Annotated in this window: 21 protein-coding genes; 4 read left to right on the forward strand and 17 right to left on the reverse strand. The window is 63.1% G+C overall.

From position 1 onward, the window contains the following. Positions 1-152: 152 nt before the first annotated feature. Positions 153-1,127: an alpha/beta hydrolase gene (locus QMZ29_RS09040; protein ID WP_043143872.1), complete on the forward strand. Its 975-nt coding sequence runs from the start codon at positions 153-155 to the stop codon at positions 1,125-1,127. 2 nt (positions 1,128-1,129) lie between these two features. On the opposite strand, the gene QMZ29_RS09045 is transcribed toward QMZ29_RS09040, so the two are convergent. The 6 genes from QMZ29_RS09045 to QMZ29_RS09070 form a co-directional block, all read right to left on the reverse strand. Continuing rightward, positions 1,130-2,098: an ABC transporter ATP-binding protein gene (locus QMZ29_RS09045; protein WP_060433282.1), complete on the reverse strand. Its 969-nt coding sequence runs from the start codon at positions 2,096-2,098 to the stop codon at positions 1,130-1,132. Further along, on the reverse strand, positions 2,088-3,074 hold the full coding sequence (locus QMZ29_RS09050) for an ABC transporter ATP-binding protein (protein ID WP_141998280.1): 987 nt from the start codon (positions 3,072-3,074) through the stop codon (positions 2,088-2,090). Before QMZ29_RS09050 ends, QMZ29_RS09045 begins: the two co-directional genes overlap by 11 nt. Next, complete coding sequence (opp4C, locus tag QMZ29_RS09055) at positions 3,071-4,021, reverse strand: oligopeptide ABC transporter permease (RefSeq protein ID WP_025303184.1); 951 nt, start codon at positions 4,019-4,021, stop codon at positions 3,071-3,073. Before opp4C ends, QMZ29_RS09050 begins: the two co-directional genes overlap by 4 nt. Positions 4,022-4,025: 4 nt before the next feature. Beyond that, positions 4,026-4,982 carry an ABC transporter permease gene (locus tag QMZ29_RS09060; protein WP_004934604.1) on the reverse strand — a complete coding sequence of 319 codons (957 nt, stop codon included), beginning with the start codon at positions 4,980-4,982 and terminating at the stop codon, positions 4,026-4,028. A gap of 48 nt (positions 4,983-5,030) precedes the next feature. After that, positions 5,031-6,686, reverse strand: a complete 1,656-nt coding sequence (locus QMZ29_RS09065; protein WP_306419916.1) for an ABC transporter substrate-binding protein — start codon at positions 6,684-6,686, stop codon at positions 5,031-5,033. Positions 6,687-6,873: 187 nt separating this feature from the next. Next, on the reverse strand, positions 6,874-8,292 hold the full coding sequence (locus QMZ29_RS09070) for an aminotransferase-like domain-containing protein (RefSeq protein WP_025303187.1): 1,419 nt from the start codon (positions 8,290-8,292) through the stop codon (positions 6,874-6,876). A gap of 144 nt (positions 8,293-8,436) precedes the next feature. Between QMZ29_RS09070 and QMZ29_RS09075 the strand changes: the two genes are divergently transcribed. From QMZ29_RS09075 to QMZ29_RS09085, 3 genes are read left to right on the forward strand one after another with little or no spacing between them, the layout of a single operon-like run. Further along, the gene (locus tag QMZ29_RS09075; RefSeq protein ID WP_016927376.1) at positions 8,437-9,837 is read left to right on the forward strand and encodes a cytochrome ubiquinol oxidase subunit I; all 1,401 of its coding nucleotides are present in this window, start codon (positions 8,437-8,439) and stop codon (positions 9,835-9,837) included. Between the two features lie 2 nt (positions 9,838-9,839). Continuing rightward, positions 9,840-10,847, forward strand: a complete 1,008-nt coding sequence (gene cydB / locus QMZ29_RS09080; protein WP_025303188.1) for a cytochrome d ubiquinol oxidase subunit II — start codon at positions 9,840-9,842, stop codon at positions 10,845-10,847. Positions 10,848-10,861: 14 nt separating this feature from the next. After that, positions 10,862-11,014: a DUF2474 domain-containing protein gene (locus QMZ29_RS09085; RefSeq protein ID WP_071605360.1), complete on the forward strand. Its 153-nt coding sequence runs from the start codon at positions 10,862-10,864 to the stop codon at positions 11,012-11,014. A gap of 9 nt (positions 11,015-11,023) precedes the next feature. Here QMZ29_RS09085 and QMZ29_RS09090 read toward each other — a convergent pair whose 3' ends face one another. The 11 genes from QMZ29_RS09090 to narI form a co-directional block, all read right to left on the reverse strand. Next, the gene (locus QMZ29_RS09090; RefSeq protein WP_033643416.1) at positions 11,024-11,290 is read right to left on the reverse strand and encodes a hypothetical protein; all 267 of its coding nucleotides are present in this window, start codon (positions 11,288-11,290) and stop codon (positions 11,024-11,026) included. Then, complete coding sequence (locus tag QMZ29_RS09095) at positions 11,271-11,510, reverse strand: hypothetical protein (protein WP_282980756.1); 240 nt, start codon at positions 11,508-11,510, stop codon at positions 11,271-11,273. Before QMZ29_RS09095 ends, QMZ29_RS09090 begins: the two co-directional genes overlap by 20 nt. A gap of 106 nt (positions 11,511-11,616) precedes the next feature. After that, positions 11,617-12,702, reverse strand: a complete 1,086-nt coding sequence (locus QMZ29_RS09100; RefSeq protein WP_043138502.1) for an acyl-CoA desaturase — start codon at positions 12,700-12,702, stop codon at positions 11,617-11,619. Beyond that, positions 12,699-13,781, reverse strand: coding sequence for a fatty acid desaturase family protein (locus tag QMZ29_RS09105; protein WP_147823902.1), 1,083 nt, complete (start codon positions 13,779-13,781; stop codon positions 12,699-12,701). Before QMZ29_RS09105 ends, QMZ29_RS09100 begins: the two co-directional genes overlap by 4 nt. Beyond that, positions 13,774-14,907, reverse strand: a complete 1,134-nt coding sequence (locus QMZ29_RS09110; RefSeq protein WP_025303193.1) for a sterol desaturase family protein — start codon at positions 14,905-14,907, stop codon at positions 13,774-13,776. The genes QMZ29_RS09105 and QMZ29_RS09110 overlap by 8 nt, the downstream gene beginning before the upstream one ends. Then, entirely contained in the window at positions 14,904-15,521 is a 618-nt protein-coding gene (locus QMZ29_RS09115) for a phosphatase PAP2 family protein (protein WP_197810665.1), read from the reverse strand. The genes QMZ29_RS09110 and QMZ29_RS09115 overlap by 4 nt, the downstream gene beginning before the upstream one ends. Beyond that, positions 15,518-16,804: a F390 synthetase-related protein gene (locus QMZ29_RS09120; RefSeq protein WP_164067328.1), complete on the reverse strand. Its 1,287-nt coding sequence runs from the start codon at positions 16,802-16,804 to the stop codon at positions 15,518-15,520. Before QMZ29_RS09120 ends, QMZ29_RS09115 begins: the two co-directional genes overlap by 4 nt. Then, positions 16,801-17,607 (reverse strand): MBL fold metallo-hydrolase, encoded by an 807-nt coding sequence (locus tag QMZ29_RS09125; protein WP_261424972.1) that lies wholly within the window; start codon positions 17,605-17,607, stop codon positions 16,801-16,803. The genes QMZ29_RS09120 and QMZ29_RS09125 overlap by 4 nt, the downstream gene beginning before the upstream one ends. Then, a complete protein-coding gene (locus QMZ29_RS09130; RefSeq protein WP_261424973.1) occupies positions 17,600-18,616 on the reverse strand; it encodes an NAD-dependent epimerase/dehydratase family protein in 1,017 nt (338 codons plus the stop codon). Before QMZ29_RS09130 ends, QMZ29_RS09125 begins: the two co-directional genes overlap by 8 nt. Beyond that, the gene (locus tag QMZ29_RS09135) at positions 18,613-19,620 is read right to left on the reverse strand and encodes a 3-oxoacyl-[acyl-carrier-protein] synthase III C-terminal domain-containing protein (protein ID WP_197815065.1); all 1,008 of its coding nucleotides are present in this window, start codon (positions 19,618-19,620) and stop codon (positions 18,613-18,615) included. The genes QMZ29_RS09130 and QMZ29_RS09135 overlap by 4 nt, the downstream gene beginning before the upstream one ends. 273 nt (positions 19,621-19,893) lie before the next feature. After that, on the reverse strand, positions 19,894-20,571 hold the full coding sequence (gene narI, locus QMZ29_RS09140; RefSeq protein WP_197815066.1) for a respiratory nitrate reductase subunit gamma: 678 nt from the start codon (positions 20,569-20,571) through the stop codon (positions 19,894-19,896). Position 20,572 lies beyond the last annotated feature (1 nt).

Raw genomic sequence — 20,572 nt, forward strand, 5'->3', positions numbered from 1 at the left:
TGTGCAAGACGGCAGTGACGCGGAGATCCCACCTGCAACATCCCCAAAACACGGGCCGCGCTGACCGCCGTCAGCCTCCACTCCCGCTTTGTTTGCCAGCGGCTACACTGTGATCCTGACCGCCCCTTCTCTTCTGCGCCCAAGGAGTCACCATGCCCAAGAAAACCGTCGATCTCAGCCAGCCACACGCCCAGCACGACATCCGCGCATTTCTCGACGCGCTGAATGCCGCCGGCGGTAAACCCATGGAACAGATGAAGCCTAAAGAGGCACGCAGGGTCTTGGAGGACGCGCAACGCAGCGTCGAGGTGCCGCTGCGCGAGGTCGAGATCAGCGAAAAAACGATTCACGTAGAAGGTCAGGATATTCTGCTGCAGCTGGTGCGTCCGGCCAGGGTCAACGAGGCGCCGCCGGTATTCATGTTCTTTCACGGCGGCGGCTGGGTGCTGGGCGATTTCCCCACCCACGAGCGCCTGGTGCGCGATCTGGTTTACAGCTCCGGCGCGGCGGCGGTGTTCGTCAACTATCCCCGCTCACCGGAGGTGCGCTACCCCGAGGCGATCAACCTGGCTTACGCCGCCACCGAATGGGTGGCCGAGTACGGTGAGAAGATCAACGTCGACGGTTCACGGCTGGCGGTGGTCGGCAACAGCGCCGGCGGCAATATGGCGGCGGTGGTCAGCCTGATGGCCAAAGAGAAAGGCATACCGGCACTGCGTTGCCAGATCCTGCTGTGGCCCGTCACCCGTGCCCAGTTTGATACCGACTCCTATCATCAGTTCGCCGAAGGCCATTTCCTGACCCGCAACATGATGAAGTGGTTTTGGGACAGCTACGCGCCCGATAAGGCGCAGCGCAAAGATATCTACGCTTCGCCGCTCAACGCCACGCCGGAACAGCTGCGGGGCTTGCCGCCGGCGCTGGTGCAGACCGCCGAGCTGGATGTGCTGCGCGATGAAGGCGAAGCTTACGCGCGTCTGCTCGATGCCGCCGGCGTCGAGGTCACCGCCACCCGCTACAACGGGCTGATCCACGACTACGGCCTGTTGAATCCGCTCGCCCACGTCCCGGCGGTGCATTCGGCGATCCACCAGGCCGGGCGCGCGTTGAAGCACTACCTGTCCTGACGCTAGCCTACCAGGTGGCAAGCCACCTGATGACCGGGCGCCACGCTGCGCAGCTGCGGCGCCTGTTCGCGGCACTGCGCCGTGGCCAGCGGGCAGCGGGGATGGAAACGGCAGCCGCGCGGCGGGTTGGCGGGGTTCGGTGGCTCGCCGCCGGCCACCCACGCCGGCGCGCGTTGCACATCCAGCGTCGGCACCGCTGCCAACAAGGCCTGCGTGTAGGGATGCAGCGGTTGGCGAAACAGCGCGTCGCGATCGGCGCTCTCAACGATCTGCCCCAGATACATCACTGCCACATCCTGGCACAGATGCTCCACCACGCCGAGATCGTGCGAGATAAACAGCAGCGTCACCCCCTGCCGTTCCTGCAAATCGGAGAACAGATTGATGATCTGCGCCTGAATCGACACGTCGAGCGCCGATATCGGTTCGTCTGCGACGATAAACTCCGGCTGCAGGATCAGCGCGCGCGCGATGCCGATGCGCTGCCGCTGGCCGCCGGAAAACTCATGCGGAAACCGCCCATAATGCTGCGGCGACAGCCCGCAGATCGCCAGGGTATCGAGCACGCGTTCGCGCAGTTCTGCCTTGCTTGCCAGGCCGTGCTGCAACAGCGCTTCGCCGATGGCGTCGCCCACGCGCAGGCGCGGGTTCAGCGAACTGTACGGATCTTGAAACACTAACTGCATTTTCGGCCGCAGGGCGCGCAGCGCATCTTTGCTCAGGCTATCCAGTGCCAGCCCTTTGAACATTACCTCACCGGCGGTCTTGTCGTGCAGGCCGAGCAGCGTGCGGCCGACGGTGGTTTTTCCGCTGCCTGACTCGCCCACCAGCCCGAAAATGCGCCCCTTGCGAATGCTGAAGCTGACGTCGTCCACCGCCTTCAGTTGACCGGTGGTGCGCCCGAACAGTCCGTCGCGCAGCGGAAAATATTTCTTTAATCCTTTCACTTCCACCAAAGGTTCAGTCGACATGCGGGCGCCCTCCGGCGTTGAGGAAACAGGCGGACTGGCGCTGCGGCGTGCCGTACAGCGGCGGAATGCCATCGCGGCAGCGAGCGGAAGCCTGCGCACAGCGCTCGGCAAACGCACAGTGATCAGGCAAGCGCGCCAGATCCGGCACCTGGCCGGGAATGGAATACAGACGGCGACGCCGCTGCCCCGGCACCGGCCGCGAGGCGATCAGCCCCTGAGTATAAGGGTGCCGCGGTTCGGCGAGCACTTCCCGCGTCGTGCCCTGCTCGACGACGCGCCCGGCGTACATCACCGCCAGCCGATCCGCCATCTGGGCGATCACCCCAAGATCGTGGGTGATCAAGATCATCGCCATGTTGTGTCGCCGGTTCTGCTCACGCAGCAACGCCAGGATCTGCGCTTGCACCGTAACGTCGAGCGCCGTGGTCGGTTCGTCGGCAATCAGCAGCGCCGGACGGCACCCGATCGCCATAGCGATCATCACGCGCTGCAGCATGCCGCCGGAAAGCTGATGCGGATAGCAGCGCATCAGTGCCTCGGCGCGCGCCAACCCCACTTCAGTCAAGAGTTGAATCGCCTGACGCCAGGCCGCTTTCGGCGACAGGGTCAGGTGGCGAATCAGCGGCTCCACCAGCTGTTCGCCGAGGGTCAACACCGGATTGAGCGCGCTCATCGGTTCCTGAAAGATCATCGCCAGTCGGTTGCCGCGCAGATCGGCCATCTTGGAGGCCCGCAGCGACAGCAGGTTTTGCCCTTCAAAGCGAATTTCACCACCGTCTACCTGCGCCAGCGGCTGCGGCAACAGCCCCATCAGCGCCATGGCGGTCACGCTTTTGCCGCAGCCCGACTCACCGACGATCCCCAGCGTTTGCCCGGCCTGCAGCTCAAGGCTGACCTGCTGCACCGCCCGCACCGGCCCTTGTTCCCCCTGAAACGACACCGACAGTCGCTCGAACGCCACCAGCGGTTGGCTCATCGTGTTACCCCGTTCATTTTCGGATCGAGCGCGTCCCGCAGGCCGTCGCCCAAAATATTGATCGCCACCACGGTGACGAAGATCGCCAGCCCGGGCGGCATCCACAGCCAGGGGCGGCGCTGAAAGTCGATCAGGCTATTGGCGGCGTCCATCATGTTGCCCCACGACGGCGTCGGCGGCACCACGCCCAGCCCAAGGTAGCTCAACGCCGACTCGCTGAGGATGGCGTTGGCCACCGCCATGGTGGCGACCACCACCAAAATCGGCACGGTATTAGGCAACAGATGGCCGAAGAGGCGCCGCCGGGTGGAGAGCCCCAGCACTTCGGTGGCCAACATGAAATCCCGCTCGCGCAGCGACAGGATCTGGCCGCGCACCAGCCGCGCCAGCGACGGCCAGCCCAGCAGGCTCAGCATGATCATCACCATGTAGATGCGGTAGTCCGGCGACACGTCGAGTTCGGTCAGCATCGCCCCCATGATGATCAGCAGCGGCAGGCCGGGAATGGTCATCAGCAGATCGGCGAAGCGCATGATCAGCCTGTCCGCCACGCCCCCCAGATAACCGGCGAGCGCCCCCAGCACATAGCCCAGCGTTACCGACAGCAGCATCGACACCAGGCCGATGGTCAGCGATATCCGCCCCGCCAGCAGCAGCCGGGTGCAGATATCGCGGCCGAGAAAGTCGGTGCCCAGCCAGTGCGCGCCGCTCGGCGCCTGGTTGATATTCAGCACGTCGCCGGCATCGTCGCGCCACGGCGACAGCGACGGCCCAATCAGGCACAGCAGCGCCAACAGCACCAGCAACGCCAGCGAAATCATCGCCGGTCGGTGGCGGCGCAAACGTCGCCAGGCCTGAGCGGCGGGCGGTGGCGACAGTTGCGCCAGCGCAGGCAGCTGTGCCTGTCGCCAGCGGCGACGGCGGCCGAAAAACAGCGTAACCAACATCGTGTTACCTCAAGCGAATGCGCGGGTCGGCGTAGGCGTACAAAATATCCGCCAGCAGATTGCCGAGAATGGTCAAGGCGGCCAGAAACAGCGTGAACCCCATCAATACCGGGTAATCACGCGCCGCCAGCGAATCGATATGGATATGTCCGGCGCCCGGCCAGTTGAAGATTTTTTCGGTGATCAGCGCGCCGGAGAACAATCCCGGCAGCTCGAACCCCAGCAGGGTGATGATCGGCAACAGCGCATTGCGCAGCGCGTGTTTGAGGATCACCGTTTTCTCCCTGAGCCCCTTGGCGCGCGCGGTGCGGATATAGTCCATGCGGATCACCTCCAGCATGCTGGCGCGAAAATAGCGCGTCAGGCTGCCGGCCTGCAGCATCACCAGCGCCAGCACCGGCAACAGCAGGTGCGCCGCCACCTCCAGCGCCCAGGCCAGTCCGCTCGCTTCGCTGCCGGTGCGCAACATGCCGCCCGCCGGTAGCCAGTGCAGATCGACAGCGAACCATTTGATCAGCAGCAGACACAGGAAGAACGTCGGAAACGACATGGCGGCGAACACCGCCACGGTGATCAGATGATCGAACAGCGAATAGGGTTTCATCGCCGAGATCACCCCCACCGCCAACGCTATGCCCCAATACAGCACCATCGCCACCGCCGCCAGCAGGAACGAGTTCCAGATGTATTGATTCAGCAACGTGCTGACCGGGATCTGATACTGCAGCGAAAAACCGAGATCGCCCTGCAGCAAGCGGCCGAGCCAGTGCAGGTAGCGGCTGAACAACGGCTGATCCAACCCATACAGCGCCCGCAGCTCGGCGGCGCGTTGCGCGGTCAAATTGATGTTGCCGTCGATAAAATCGCCGGGCGCCAGGGCGAAAATGCAAAAAATCAGCAAGGAAGCCAACAACAGCATCGGGATAGTCTGCAACAGACGGCGCAGGATAAAGTTTCTCATCGCGGGTTCCATCGCCGCCGCCCGGAATGGCGCGGCGGCGTCAGGGCGTTACGGCGCCGGTTTGACGTTCGGCAGGCTGCCGACCAATCCGTTGTAGATATCCGGTTTAAAGCCGGTGACGCGCGCGCTGCTGGCGCTCAAAATCTCGCGGTTGCCGAGCAGGATCACCGGCGGATCGTCCGCCAACGCTTGATACAGCTGGTGATACAGCGGCTTGCGCTGGGCGATATCCAGCGTGGCATTGGCCCTGGCGATCAGCGCGTCTACCTGCGGGTTGTGATAACCGGTCTCGCTCTCGCTGCTGATGAAATCGCGTACGCCGTCGTGCGGATCGTTCAGCGTACTGGTGCTGAGGGACGCCAGGTCGTAATTGCCCGCCTTGCGCTGCGCCAACAGCGCGTTGAAGTCCAATACCTGCGGTTTCAGCACCACGCCGAGCCGGCGGTAGTTATCCTTGGCGATCGGCACCAGCGCGTCGTTGATCAGCTTTTTGGTTACCAGCAGCGTCAGCTCCAGCTTTTTACCGTCTTTTTGCCGAATGCCGTCCGCGCCCACTCGCCAACCGGCCTCGTCCAACAGCTTCCCAGCCTTATCGAGATCGTAAGCGTAGGGATTGATGCCGTTCGCGTCATAGGCCCAGGAGATCGGCGAAATCGGCTGGTTGGCGACCTTGCCGTACCCCTGGTACACCACGGCGATCAGCTTTTGCCGATCGAGGCCGTAGATCAGCGCCTGGCGCACCCGTTTATCCTGCAGCGCCGGGCGTCTGAGGTTGAAATCCACGCGGCTGTAATCGCTTGAGCTGTAAAGGTTGATATTGGCGAAGCCGAGCAGCTTGAGCTGTTCGATATCGTCCGGTTTGGCGGTAAAGGCGTCGTAGTCGGTCTCACCGGTCTGGAACAGCTGGAAGTTGGTGGCCGGGTTGGTGACGCGGTAGATAAAGCGCGCCATCGGCGGCGGGCCGAGGTAAAAGTTCGGGTTGGCGTGGAAGCGGATCTCCTGCCCCGGCACGTACTTGTCGTAAATATAGGGGCCGTTGCCGAGCGGCTTGCCGTTCAAGGCGCGCACGCTGTCGAGCTTGCCGCGCTGATAGTCTTTGCCGTAGTAAGCCCGCGACAATACCGGCCCGCCAATCAGTTGCAACGTGGTCGCGCCCGGCTGGGTGGTGACGATCTGAATGGTGCGATCGTCGATCACCTTCAGCCCGCTGATGCCGGCGGCGGTACCGTTTTTATACTCGGCGCCGCCCTGGATGTGCGCCGGCGTGATATCGGTGTCGCCGTCATAGGCCGGATCGTGCAGCAGCGTCAGGGTAAAGGCGATATCGTCGGCTTTCAGCGGCGAGCCGTCGCTGTAGACCAGATTCGGCCGCAGCTTGATGGTATAGGTCAGATTATCGGGGCTGACCTGCCAGGACTCCGCCAATCGCCCTTCTGGCTTGCCCTGGCTGTCCAGGCCGATCAGGCGGCTGAAGATCACGTCGGTTACGTTCTCGTCCCAGCCGTTGGTGAACAGATACGGGTTGAAAATCCCCTGCGGTTCCGAGATGCCCGCCACCACGGTGTCTTTGCGCAGCTTGGCGGCGGCCGGCACCCGGCTGACGTCGCTGGCCGGCGTGATGCCTTCGGCCAGCGTTTCCGCCTGAACGACGCCGCTCAATCCCAGCGCGCAGATCAACGCCAGCGGCGTCAACCTATAACGCAACAGTTTGTTTAGCTTGTTTTTTATTCTACTCACCCACTGCCCCTCGTCTACCCGTTGATAAAAATGTGACAAAATTTATCGCAGAGTAATGGGCGGCTGGAGGGCTGTCTAACAACGAAACCGGCATTCCATTGCCGAAAAAAGCATTATGAATTTTTCTGGGGCAAAGCCCGCTGCAAATCGCGGTTCAACCGGTCGCAGCCAGCCCCCGGATAAGTTTGGCTAAGGTTTTGATCGCCTCTTCAAACCGATCGTTCCATTCAAAAGAGGCGTTGAGGCGGAAGCAGTGGTTGAAATGGTCGCCGGTGGTGAACATGCGCCCCGGCGCGATGCTGATGCCCCGGGAAAGGGCCCGCCGGTACAGTTCCATCGACGACAGCGCCGGATCCAGCTCCAGCCACAGGAAATACCCGCCGTCGGGCTGGCTGACCTTCACCGTCGGCGGGAAATGGTGGGCGATCGCCTGACGCATCGCGCTTTGGCGTTGAGCCAGCAGGCGCCGCAGCCGCCGCAGATGGGTATCGTAGCCGCCGTGCAGCAGATAATCCGCCAGCGCCATCTGGGTCGGCACGCTGGTGGAAACGGTGCTCATCAGCTGTAAACGCTGGATCTGCTGCGCATAACGCCCCGCCGCCACCCAGCCGACGCGAAAGCCCGGCGCCAGGCATTTGGAAAACGACGAGCAGTGCAAGATCTGGCCGCCGCTGTCGAGCGCCTTGGCCGGCAGCGGCCGTTCGGCGCTGAAGTACAGCTCACCGTAGACATCGTCTTCGATCAGCGAAATCTGCCGTTCGCGCAGCAGCTCCACCAGGCGCTGCTTGTTGGCCTCCGGCAGGGTGGCGCCCTGCGGATTTTGGAAGTGGGTCATTAGCCAGCAGGCCTTGATCGGATACTGTTCCACCGCCTGCTGCAACGCGTCCAGATCGATACCGTCCTGCGGATGCGTGGCGATCGCCACCGCCTTTAACCGCAGCCGTTCCAGCGCCTGCAGCGCGCCGTAAAACGCCGGCGATTCGATCGCCACATAGTCGCCCGGCTGGGTCACCGCCTGCAGGCTGAGGCTGAGCGACTCCATCGCCCCGGCGGTGATGACGATTTCGTCCGGGGCAACCTGCATGCCGCTCAGCGCATAGCGTTGGGCAATGTGCCGCCGCAGCGCGTCGTTGCCCGGCGGCAGGTTGGCCAGCGAACTGTGCGGCGTGAACTTGCGCGCTACGCTGCTCAGCGCCCGCGCCAGCTTCGGCTGGGCGAACAGCGTGGCGTCGGGAAAGGCCGAACCGAAAGGCACGATGTCCGGATCCTTGCAGGCCTGCAGCACGTCAAAAATAAAGGCGTTGATGTCCACCTGCTCGCTCAGCAACAGTTTCTCGCCGCGCGAAGGCTGAGGCAGCGGCTGCGGACGCGCCGCCACATAGTAGCCCGACTGCGGGCGGGCGACGATCCACCCCTGGCTCTCCAGCAGTTGGTAAGACTGCACCACCGTCATCAGGCTTAATCCGGCGCGTTTGCCGCTCTCGCGCAGCGAAGGCAGCTTGTCGCCCGCCCGCCACACCCGGTTCTGGATCTGTTCTCTAATCTGCTGCGCAAGCTGCTCGTATCGGGTCATAACCATTAACTGTTATATGAAAAAGTAAAATAACTGTCACTATTATAGTCACTGTACTTCGTGATTAACTTAACGCCAAGCTTTTCACATAAAAATGACAGCTATACTCAAGAGGTTAATTTATGTTCAACCCTAGGAGGCGCCATGCTGGGTCTTGATGCACTGGAACTCGCCAGAATACAGTTCGCCTTCACCGTGTCTTTCCATATCATCTTCCCCGCCATCACCATCGGTTTAGCCAGTTATCTGGCGGTGCTGGAAGGGTTATGGTTGAAAACGCACAATGAAGCCTACCGTGAGCTTTACCATTTCTGGTCAAAGATTTTCGCCGTTAACTTCGGCATGGGCGTCGTGTCCGGGCTGGTGATGGCCTATCAGTTCGGCACCAACTGGAGCTTCTTCTCCGAGTTCGCCGGCAGCATTACCGGGCCGCTGCTGACTTATGAAGTGCTGACCGCCTTCTTCCTCGAAGCCGGTTTCCTCGGCGTGATGTTGTTCGGCTGGAACCGCGTCGGCCCCGGCCTGCACTTCTTCGCCACCTGCATGGTGGCGCTCGGCACGCTGATCTCCACCTTCTGGATCCTGGCTTCCAACAGCTGGATGCAGACCCCGCAGGGGCATGAAATCATCAACGGCCAGGTGGTCCCGGTCGACTGGCTGAAGGTGATCTTCAACCCGTCCTTCCCGTACCGCCTGCTGCACATGTCCACCGCCGCCTTCCTCTCCTCGGCGTTCTTCGTCGGCGCCTCCGCCGCCTGGCATCTGCTGCGCGGCCGTGATACCCCGGCGATGCGCAAAATGCTGTCGATGGCGATGTGGATGGCGCTGATCGTCGCGCCGGTGCAGGCGATGATCGGCGATGCGCACGGCCTGAATACGCTGAAACACCAGCCGGCGAAGATCGCCGCCATCGAAGGCCACTGGGAAAATCCGCCGGGCGAAGCCACGCCGCTGATCCTGGTCGGTTGGCCGGACATGCAGCGCGAAGAAACCCGCTTCAAGCTGGAGGTGCCTTACCTCGGCAGCCTGATCCTGACGCACAGCCTGACCGAACAGGTACCGGCGCTCAAATCCTTCCCGCCGGAAGATCGCCCCAACTCCACCGTGGTGTTCTGGTCGTTCCGCATCATGGTCGGGCTGGGCATGCTGATGATTCTGGCCGGGGTGTGGAGCCTGTGGCTGCGCTGGCGCGGCGGGCTGTATCAGTCGCGTCCGTTCCTGTACTTCATTTTGTGGATGGGCCCTTCCGGGCTGCTGGCGCTGCTGGCGGGCTGGTTCACCACCGAGATCGGCCGCCAACCGTGGGTGGTGTACGGCCTGCTGCGCACCAAGGATGCAGTCTCCGCGCACGGCGACCTGCACATGAGCATCAGCCTGCTGGCGTTCATCATCGTCTACTGTTCGGTGTTCGGCGTGGGGTATTCCTACATGATGCGCCTGATCCGCAAAGGGCCGCAGCCGCATGAACACCAAGAAGACAATACCGAGGGCCGGCCGGCGCGTCCGCTGTCCGCGGTCAACGACACTCTGGACGACAGGAGCTGAACATGGGTATCGATCTTCCGCTGATTTGGTTTGTCATCATCGTGTTCAGCACCATGATGTACGTGGTGATGGACGGTTTCGACCTGGGCATCGGCATCCTGTTTCCGTGGGTGAAAGAGAGCGGCGACCGCGATCTGATGATGAACACCGTCGCCCCGGTGTGGGACGGCAATGAGACCTGGCTGGTGCTGGGCGGCGCCGCACTGTTCGGCGCCTTCCCGCTAGCCTATTCGGTCATCCTCGACGCGCTGGCGATCCCGCTGACGCTGATGCTGATCGGGCTGATTTTCCGCGGCGTGGCCTTCGAGTTTCGCTTCAAGGCGACGCCGGAGAAGCGCCATATCTGGGACAAGGCGTTTATTTGGGGCTCACTGTTCGCCACCTTCAGCCAGGGTGTGGTGGTGGGCGCCGTGATCAACGGCTTCCCGGTAGAAGGCCGCACCTACGCCGGCGGCGCGCTGGACTGGCTAACGCCGTTCGCGCTGTTCTGCGGGCTGGGGCTGGTGGTGACCTATGCCCTGCTCGGCTGTACCTGGCTGGTGATGAAAACCGCCGGTGAACTGCAGGCACGCATGTATCACCTGGCGACGCCGCTGCTGGCCATCCTGTTGCTGGTGCTGGCTGCGGTCAGTGTCTGGACGCCGATCGCCCATCCGGAAATCGCCGCCCGCTGGTTTACGCTGCCTAACCTGTTCTGGCTGCTGCCGGTACCGCTGCTGGTGCTGCTCAGCGCCTGGGGAATTCAACGCGGAGTGAAACGCGGCGCGCACTACTCGCCGTTTATGCTGACGCTGCTGCTGGTGTTCCTCGGCCTGAGCGGACTTGGCATCAGCATCTGGCCGCACCTGATCCCGCCGGCCATCAGCCTGTGGGACGCCGCAGCACCACCGCAGAGCCTCGGCTTTATGCTGGTGGGCGCGCTGTTCATCATCCCAATCATTCTGGTCTACACCTTCTGGAGCTACTACGTGTTCCGCGGCAAGATCAGCCATGAACACGGCTATCATTGAGAAGGGAGGACGCTATGCAAGATAAAACGGCAACCGCCGCTCCGGCGCCCTGGTGGAAACGCATCGGTTGGCTGGTGATCATCTGGAGCGCCAGCGTGCTGGGGTTATTCGTGGTTGCCTCACTGTTCCGCCTGCTGATGACCGCGGCGGGCATGAAGTCGCATTGACGCGGCGCCTTATCTGGACGCGCTGTTGGGAAAGTAAAAAGAGACCACCAGCGTGACCAGCGGCAAGGCGCCGATCTTCACCAGCTCAAACACCTGATTCAGCGCTTCGTTTTTCTCCCAATACGCGTGGGCGGCGAATACGCCCACGCTGACGGCGAATATCCCGCACAGCACCTGGCGTGCCAGGCGCAGCCGCTCCATTTCGTCGAAGACCAAGACCTGCTCCAGATAAACCTGGCTGGCCTCATCGCGCAGATTACGGCTTTCGATGTTCATGGGAAGATCTCCACGACCCGCCCCACCGCTTCAAGCTGTTCACCTTCTCCCGAACAATGCCAAGAGAAGTACCATCCTGTTTCATCCAGTACTTATCGGCAAGGGTAATCAGTGCAAACGCCATTTTGATTACCTCGGTTTTTTCCATCCCGTGACGCCGGGCGATATCGTTCAGATCATCATCAATTTTGTTCGATAACCGAATCGGCAAGCTGCGCATAGTCCACCTCCTGTGGCCGTTGATTCACAGAGGGAAAGTCTACTGGAAGGGCAAATATCGTTCAATTAGTGAACTGCGTAACGCCTCGCACAATCCGCATGCAACGCTAGTGCGGCTTGCGGCCCATCGCGCTGAGGAAGCGTTGCTGCAGACGCAACAGCTCCTCCAGTTCCAGCAGGCGGTAGTCGATGCCGAAACGCGGCGCCACCTCGCCGATGATGCGGCTCAGCGCCGGGTAATGGCGGTGGCTCCAGTGCGGGAACAGATGATGCGTCAAATGCAGGTTCGCCCCGCCGAGCCAGTACCCCAGCCAACGCGGCCGGGTCAGCCAGTCGAAGGTGGTGGCGAACACGTGGTGATACCAGCCGTGCGGCATCGTGCCCTGCGCCGGCGCCTGATAAAAGTTGGCCTTGGCCCAGTGGGTGCCGATGATCAACATCACGAACAGCAAGGAAGAAAGCATCTGGCTCAGCAAATAGACCAGCAGAATTTGCCCGATGCCGATAGCCGGCGGCAACAGCCAGCATGGGATCGCCAGCGCCAGCAGCAGGTGTGCAGCCTTACCCGCCAGAAACCCGCACCAGCCACGCACGCCCTGCTGCGCCATGCGCGCCGCCACGCGGGTGCGGCCCGCCCTGTCCAGCCAATCGAACAACCAGATGTAGTACGGGAACGTCAGCGCCGCCACCAGCGGCCAATAGTAACGCTGCGCGCGCATAAAGGGGCGCCAGCGCTGGAACGGCGTTTGCCGCAGCACGCCGTTGGCGTCGATGTCGGGATCGTAATGTTCGATATTGTTATGGGCATGGTGGAACAGCACGTGCCGCACGCGCCAGCAGTCGGGGTCCAGTCCCAGCGGCACACTCACCAGGGCGTTCAGCCAACGGTTGGCCCAGGGCCGACGGAAAAACGCGTTGTGCGAAGCATCGTGCACCACGTTCACCGTCAGGAACATGCCGATAAAGATAAAACCGAAATAGCAGGCGAAAAACGCCCAGCCGTTTTGCTGCTGCAGGCTCAACCCGTAACACAGGCCGCACAGCGCCAGCAGCAGCGCGACCTTCGCCAGCATGCCGCCGTCGGCGAAACGGTGATCGCCGTTGGCCGCCAGATAATGCTGGGCGGCCTGCATCAGCGCGCGGTGCAACCCGTTGTCGTCGCGCCGATAGGCTAACGGACGCAGCGGTTTCATGGCTGCCCCATCCGCCGCAAGAAGCGCTGTTGCTGCGCCAGCAGTTCGCGATAGCCGATGCAGCGGTACGCCATGCCGTGCCGCTGTGCCACTTCCGCCACCGCGGCGGCCAGCGCCGGATAGTGGCGGTGATTCCAACCGGGAAACAGGTGATGGGTCAGGTGATAGTTCAGTCCGCCAGTCAGGTGCTCCAGCCAGCGCGGTTCGGGCTGCCAGTCGCAGGCGGTGGCGAAATTGTGTCGGTACCAGCCTTGCGGCATGCTGTCGCCCGTCGGCGCAGGGTAAAACTCGGCCTGCGCCCAGTGGGTGCCCAACAGCAGGAACACCACCAGCAGCGAGGCACACATCTGGCTGAGCGCGTAAGCCAACAGCACCCAGCCCCAGCCGATGCCGTGCAGGTGGCCCACGATCAGCGGCACCACCAGCACCAGCGCCAGATGCGCGAGCTTGCACAGCACGAACAGCGTCCAACCGCCGCGCCCCGCCAGCACGCGTTTTTCCCGCAGCGGCGTTTTATCGAGCCGATCGGACCAATCGAAAATCCAGGCGATATAGGGCAAGGAGAGCGCGGCGATCAGCGGCCAGTACAGATGCTGATAGCGCATATGGGGCCGCCAGCGCTGGAAAGGCGTCTGGCGGAAAAAGCCGTTCTCTTCGGTGTCCAGATCGTAATGCTCCACGTTGGCGTAAACGTGGTGGTAATCCACGTGCCGCGTACGCCAATAGTCCGGATCGACGCCCAGCGGCAGCGTCACCACCCGCCCCACCAGGCGATTGGCCCAGGGCGCACGCAGGAAGGCGTTATGCGAAGCATCGTGGTTGACGTTGACGTTGAGCAGCATACCCATGGTCACGAACAGGAAATAGCAGAGGAAAAACGCCCATGGCTGATGCTGCATCAGGCTGAGCGCGTAAAACCCGGCGCACAACACCAACAACAGCGCGGCCTTGACCAGCCGCGCGGCATCGGCATAGCGATGATCGCCCACCAGGCAGGCGTGCGCCGCGCGCTTGAGATCGCGATGAAACGCCTGCTCGCCATCGGCGGGAAAACGCAGCGGCGGCAATGACTCAGCCATGCGGTTCCTCCACGGCGGCCGATGCGGCCACTCGCCCCCAGCCCAGCGCGATGCACAGGGCATGCAGCGCCACGGCGGCCATGGCGATATGCCAATAGCGCTGTGGCCAGCCAAGATAGCCGATAAACAGCAGCGGCATGCCCAGCGCGATCAGCAGCCAGACGGCGCTCGCCCACGGTCGCCCTTCCGTCATGCCGCCCAGCGCTACCGATCCCAACGCCAGCAGCACCAGCAGCGCCATTTGCGGCCAGCTGATGTCGCCGTAACCATAGCCGTATTGGTAGACGTAGCCGACCACCAGCGTGAACAACAGCATGGCGCCGCTGAATACGCTGAGTGCCGAACGGCGGTCGCGTGGTCGGCCCGGCGCCGGGCGCCATGTCAGACGCAAATAGCGCAGGAACGGCAGATTACTCGCCCAGAACGGGTTGGCTGACGGCCTGTCACCGCTGACGCCATAGCTGAACGGCGTGGTCGGCAACGCCGGGCAGAAGGTGCCGAACAGCTTGTCCCAAAAGATAAAGCTGCCGCCGAAGTTCTTATTGGAATACGCCATGTCCTTGACGTGGTGCACCCGGTGGTGCGCCGGCGTGACCAGGATTTTTTCCAGCACGCCCAGCTTCGGCGTCAGCGCATTGTGGTTAAACAGCTGAATGCTGTAGTGAAAAATCGACACCGCGACGAACACCGACAGCGGCACGCCCGCCAGCGCCAGCAGCAAAAAGAACGGGATCGACGTCAGCGACGAATACCAGGAGTTGCGCACCCCCAGCGACAGGTTGAAGTGCTCCCCCTGGTGGTGCACCACGTGTACCGCCCACAGCACGCGGAAGCGGTGGTGCAGGCGATGCAGCCAGTAGAAACCGAAGTCCCACGCCAGCAGGGCGAACAGCCACATCAGCAGCGGCGGCCAGGCGTCCAGCAGCCCCAGGCTGAAATGCGCGGCCACGTAGCCGTAGCAGGTGATCTCCAGCCCGCGGAACAGCCACAGCATGATATGGCCGGAGTTCAGATTGAACACCAGATCGTGCCAGTTGACCGGCTCACGGCGCCCCCATTGCAGCGCCACCGCCTCGGCCACCACGATGAACAGCATGAACACTATCGGCAACGCCAGATCGCTCATCCCATTTCTCCTTTAACCACGCGCCTGCGCAGGGCCTTTATACGCAGCGCCAGCCCGCCGGCGCACAGCGCCAGCAAGGCGCCACCTGCCAAATCGACAAACAAGTGACGGCGCAGCTGCAGAATGGAGAACGCGATCGCCACGCCCCACAGCATCCACAGCGCCGTCCGCATTTTGCGCTCGCCGTCGCTCAGCGCCCACACCGCCAGCACCGTCAGCGCCATGTGCAACGAAGGCAGGCAGTTCTGCGCCGAATCCACCTGCGTTAACACCGCCAGCAGCTGCGCGCTGAGCCCAACGCCCTCGTTCTGCGGATAGGCCATGGTGGTCGGCCACAGCAGGTAAACCGCTCCGGCGCCCAGCGCCGTCAGCTGCATCGCCAGCGTCAGCCATTTGATTCGCCGCAGCGGCGCCAGCAAATAGCCAGCCGGGACGATGAGGAAGAACGACAGGTAGAGCCAGATGGCCGCCGGGTTGAACGGGATCGCCCGATCAAGCGCCGACGGCGGCAACAGGGTTCCCGCCCCCTGCAGGCGATCGGTCAGGCTATACACGACCCCGACCGTCCCCCAGCCGAGCAACATGTGCCCTAGCCTGAACAGCGTATTTTTCATGCTTCCTCCGCCTGGCGCACGATGCGCCGCCGCTTGCGATCGAACTGCGGCAGCACCGCCTGCGTCGTCAGCCGCCATTCGAGCCGCTCGGTGGCGATGCCCTGACGGGCGAACAGTGCGATCAGCTGCGCCTGGCAGTGCGCCAATTCCGCTTGGCTGCAATCGGCAATCAGCTCCAGCCGCTGCTCGCCGCGCTGGATCAGGCGGTAATCGCTGGTCAGCGGCAACGCATTGGCGATCGTCCGGCTGCAGGCATCGGCGAACACCGCCTGCGGTTGCCGCTGCGCATCGGGTAACATCAGCTGATCGTCGCGCCGCCCTTCGATACGCGCAATCGCCCGCGTCGGTTGCCCGCATGGGCAGGGTTCCTGGCGCAGCACCAATACATCATCCAGCCGATAGCGCACGATCGGCTGCGTACTGCGGGTAAAGTCGGTGATCAGCGGCGTGAAGCGCAGTTCGTCGATCCACTGCGGTTCGATATGCAAAAACTCTTCGTTCAGATGCAGCGTGCCGTGCGCGCAGGTAGCGGCCAGGAACCCCTCGGTGGCCTGATATACTTCGCCAACCGCCGGAAACACCTGCAGCAGCAGGCGGCGATCCTGTTCTTCCAACACCTCGGCGACCGAGATCGCTTTTTTGACCGGCAGCGTCACCTGCCCGGCCAGCACCGCCAGCGCCAGGGCGCGCAGCACCTGCGCCGGCGCCACGATGATGCTGGGCGCCTGCCGTTCCAAGGCGGGCAGATGCGCATTGAACGGCGCGAGCAGATCGTAAAACGCCAGGCTCAGCCAACGGTTGTTCACGCTGTGATAGAGGTTATTGTCCGCCCGCAGAAACAGCGCAACGCGCTCGCCGGCCAACAGCCCGTCCGGCAGCATTTTCGCCAGCATGCCGCCGGCCCACACCTGCTGTTCGCGCGGGCTGACGACAAACACGCCGCGCTGTCCGGAGGTGCCGGACGACAATCCGACGCTGTAGCGCCCGATCTTCGGCGTGAAATCGCGATCCGCCTCGCTGCGCTGCGCGCAGGCCAGCACCGCATCGCGCTGCAGCCCGGCGGTATTCATCCGGTCGAACTGCGCCATCATCAGCGCCTTGTCCATCTGCGGCCATTCGGCGAACGGCCGGCGGCTGAACCGCTGAAAATAGGGGCTCTTGCTCAGCACCCGGCGGGCAAAGCCCGTGAGCTGCCGGGCCTGATACGCCTCCAGCGCCGCACGATCGCCAAAGCGCAGGCGTCGGGCGCGAAAATAGTGCCAAAGGGTCATGAAGGGGATCACAGGTCCCCCTCATGACACAGCAAAATGTTGACCTGGCCGCCCGCCCACAGCTGGTTGAGCCGCTCCAGCGTGCGGGTGTACGCCGCCGCGTCGTCCATCACCAGATTGGCCAGGCGCGAAGGCCCGCGCAGCGTCTGGTAGCTCTGCGGCGACCAGGCGGCGTCGCTGGCCAGCAGTGTCCAACCGGCATCGGTGAGGATAAAGGCGCCGATATGGCCGGCCGCATGCCCCGGCAGCGGCACCAGCACGATCTGCCCTTCGCTGCCCGGCAGCACGTAACCGCGATCGAACGGCGCCAGCAGCGCGGGCAACGCCACCGAGGGAAAAGCCTCCATAAACTGCAGGCGGCTCTCGAAGTCCGCCGGGATCAGGCCGGGAATAAAGGCGCGCTTCAGCGCCGCAAAACCGCGCAGCCCACGGGTTTGCTGCCAGCCTTCGCCAGAGCAAATAAAGTCGAGTTGGCTGAAATCCTGCAGCCCGGCGATGTGATCCGCGTGAAAATGCGAGACGATCAGCGCCTGGATGTCACCTTCGGTGTAACCGGCTTCGCGCAGCTGGTGCGCCAACGACTCGGCGGGATCGAAATAGACCGGCGTCATGCGGCGGTAAAGGTTGAACAGCCCCGACTGCGTGTGCTGCTGAAAATAATGCGCGTAGCCGGTATCCCACAGCCAGCGGCGCTCCCCTACCTCCAGCAGATAGGCGCGCGCCGGGAATTTGCACACCCGGAACCCGGCACCGCGCAGCGCCATGCAGCCGATATGCGTGCAATAGCCCACTTCAAAAACGGTGACTTTAGTCATGTTGTCCGCCTCCTTGCTGCCGCAGCCACTCGCCGGTCAGGCGGATCCCCTCTTCCATCGAGTAACGCGGCCGATAGCCCAGTTCTTCGATCGCGCGGGTCTGGCTCAGGGTCATGTCGAAGTGTACCGCCGCCACGCTGTAGCGCGTCAGCATCGGTTCCTTGCCGCTCAGGCTTGCCCACAGCTCCATGCCGCCGGCCAGCGAATGCAGCAGCGGATAGGGCACGGCCTGCAGCCGGTAACTCAGCCCCAGCGCCTGACGCAGCAGCGCATCCAGCATCTCCGCCAGCCGCTGCGGTTGGTGATTGGTGATGTTGTACACGGCGCCGGACGGCAATCCGCGCTGCCGGCTGGCCAGCTCCATGGCGTGCACCACGTTGGGAGCGAAGGTCAGATCCAGCAACGCCTGCCCGCCGCCGGGCAATCGCAATACGCCGCGATCGCGTTCGAGCTGCTGCAACAGCCGCGGCACGATCACCCGATCGTGCGGGCCAAACAGGCCGCGCGGCCGCAGCATAATGTAGGTGGTTTGCGGATAGATCTTCGCCTGCGCCAACAGGCGCTGTTCGGCCGCATACTTGCTGGCGGCATAGTGATTGGCGAAGCGCCGGGCACGGTAACCCTCGTCAAGATCGTAATGCGGCTGAAAATCGAAGTAGATTGCCGGCGTGGAGATATGCACGAAGCGCCGCACGCCACAGCGCCCCGCCGCCTCCGCCAGCTTCTCCGTCGCCGCGGCGTTGATGCGGTGAAATTCCGCCTTGCTGCCCCAGGGCGAAGACTTGGCCGCACAGTGCCACACCCACTCGCAGTCGGTCACCAGCTCCCGACATTGCTGCGGCGTGGCCTGCGCCAGATCGAGCGCACAAAACTCGGCGCCCAGCTGACGCAGCGTTGCGCCGGCCCGTTCATCGCGGCCGGTGGCGCGCACCTGATGTCCGGCCTCCAGCAACCACTGCGCCGCGTTGCGTCCCAGCCCGCTGGTCGCCCCGGTGACCAGCACCCTCATGGCAGCAACACCATGCCGGCCAGCGCCAGCCCGGCGGCGGTGCCGATCAGCATCACCGGCTGACCGGGATTGAAGCGCCCGGTGGTCGCAGCGGCATGCAGCGCCGTCGGGATGGACGCCGCCACCTGATTGCCATGATGGCGGTAGATGTCGACCAGCGCCTCGCTGGAGACGTGCAGCCGCTTGCGCATATGTTCGAGCGACAGATGGCTGGCCTGATGCGGCACCACGGTGGCGATCTGGGCCAGGGTCAGGCCGCTGGCGTTCAGCAGCCGGTCGAGGTAGCCCTCAATCAGCGCCGACGCCTGACGGAACAGCGGCTTGCCCTGCATATGAAACAGGAAGTCTTGCTCACACATGCCGGCGCGCGGGTTACGACGCGTACCGCCGGCGCGGATCTCGCACAGTTCGCTCCCAGCGGGATAGGTTTCCACCAGGCTGGCGAGGATGCCGCTAGCGCCGTCGCCGCGCTCCACAATGGCACAGGCGGCGCCATCGCCGAAAATCAGCGACGACTCTTCGTGCTGCCAGTCGATGCCGCGTGAAGCGAGATCCGCCGAAACGATGGCGATACGCCGATACGTCCCGGCGTTCAACAGCCCCGCCGCCACCTGCAGCGCAGAGATAAAGCTGACGCAGCTGCTGTTGATGTCGAAGCCCGGCGTGCCCGCCGCCAGCCCCGCCACCTTGAGAATGTGCGCGGCGGTGCATGGCAGCGCCTGCACCGATATCGCCGAGGCGGAGATCAGCAGGTCAATGGAAGCTGCCGGGATGGCGTGGCGAGCCAGCGCATCTTGCAGCGCAGCGGCAGCGAGTTCGGCCTGGCTGGCATCGTCGGCGGCGTGATAGCGGCAAACGATACCCGAGCGTTTTTCAACGTAGCCGGCCGGTTTCCCCAGGCGAGCGTCGAGCGTAGAAGACGCCACGCAGTTGGGCGGCAACGCGGCCCCGGTGGCAATGATTTTCAGAGGCAACAGCTCGGGTGAGCGACATTGTGTGGTCATTATTGTTATTGATTAACCTGACTATCCATAAAGCGATTCTCCCGCACGGCACGAAGGCCACGCGGATCATCCCCGGTTTTTATGTCCCAAAATGCCTTTCATCAAGGCGGTATCTCTTGTTATCGGCTACCACGGGCCGACGTCCGTCGGCGGAAGCATAAGCGTAACATGACTGAGATAATTAGTTTACGACAAGGCGGCGAGAATGGGCAGACGGCGGGGGAATTATCGGAATAGCGCCGCCGCTGGCGATCGGCGGCGGCGGGGTCAGGCTCAGCGGCGGTTGCGCACCAGCTGATAACGGCGGGTCAGGTACTCTACCGGCGCACTCCAGATGTGCACCAGGCGGCAGAACGGGAACAGCACGAACAGCGTCATGCCCAGCACCATGTGCAGTTTGAAGATAATCGTCACCCCTTCCAGGTGCGCAGAGGCGCCGGCGTGGAAGGTCACTACCGCCTGCGCCCAGGCCACCAGCTTCATCATTTCGCTGCCGTCCATATGCTGGGCGGAGAACGGAATGGTCAGCAGCCCCAGACACACCTGCACCACCAGCAGCGTCAGGATCATGATGTCGGCGAAGCTGCTGGTGGCGCGCACCCGTGGGTTGGTCAACCGGCGCTTCAGCAACAGCGCGCCGCCGATCAGCGTCATCAGGCCGCAGGCGCCGCCGGCGATCATCGCCAGCTTCTGCTTCACGTCGATCGGCAGGAAGGCCTCATACATCCAGTGCGGCGTCAGCATGCCGAGGAAGTGGCCCGCGAAGATGCCGATAATCCCGATGTGGAACAGGTTGGACGCCAGCCGCATGCCCTTTTTATCCAGCATCTGGCTGGAGCCGGCGCGCCAGCTGTACTGCCCGTAGTCGTAACGCAACCAGCTGCCGATCAGGAATACCGCGCCGGCCAGATAAGGGTAGATATCGAAGAAGAACTGATTCAAAAATTGCATG

The sequence above is a fragment of the Serratia sp. PF-27 genome (genome assembly GCF_030053255.1).
GTDB classification, from domain to species: Bacteria; Pseudomonadota; Gammaproteobacteria; order Enterobacterales; family Enterobacteriaceae; genus Serratia; species Serratia bockelmannii.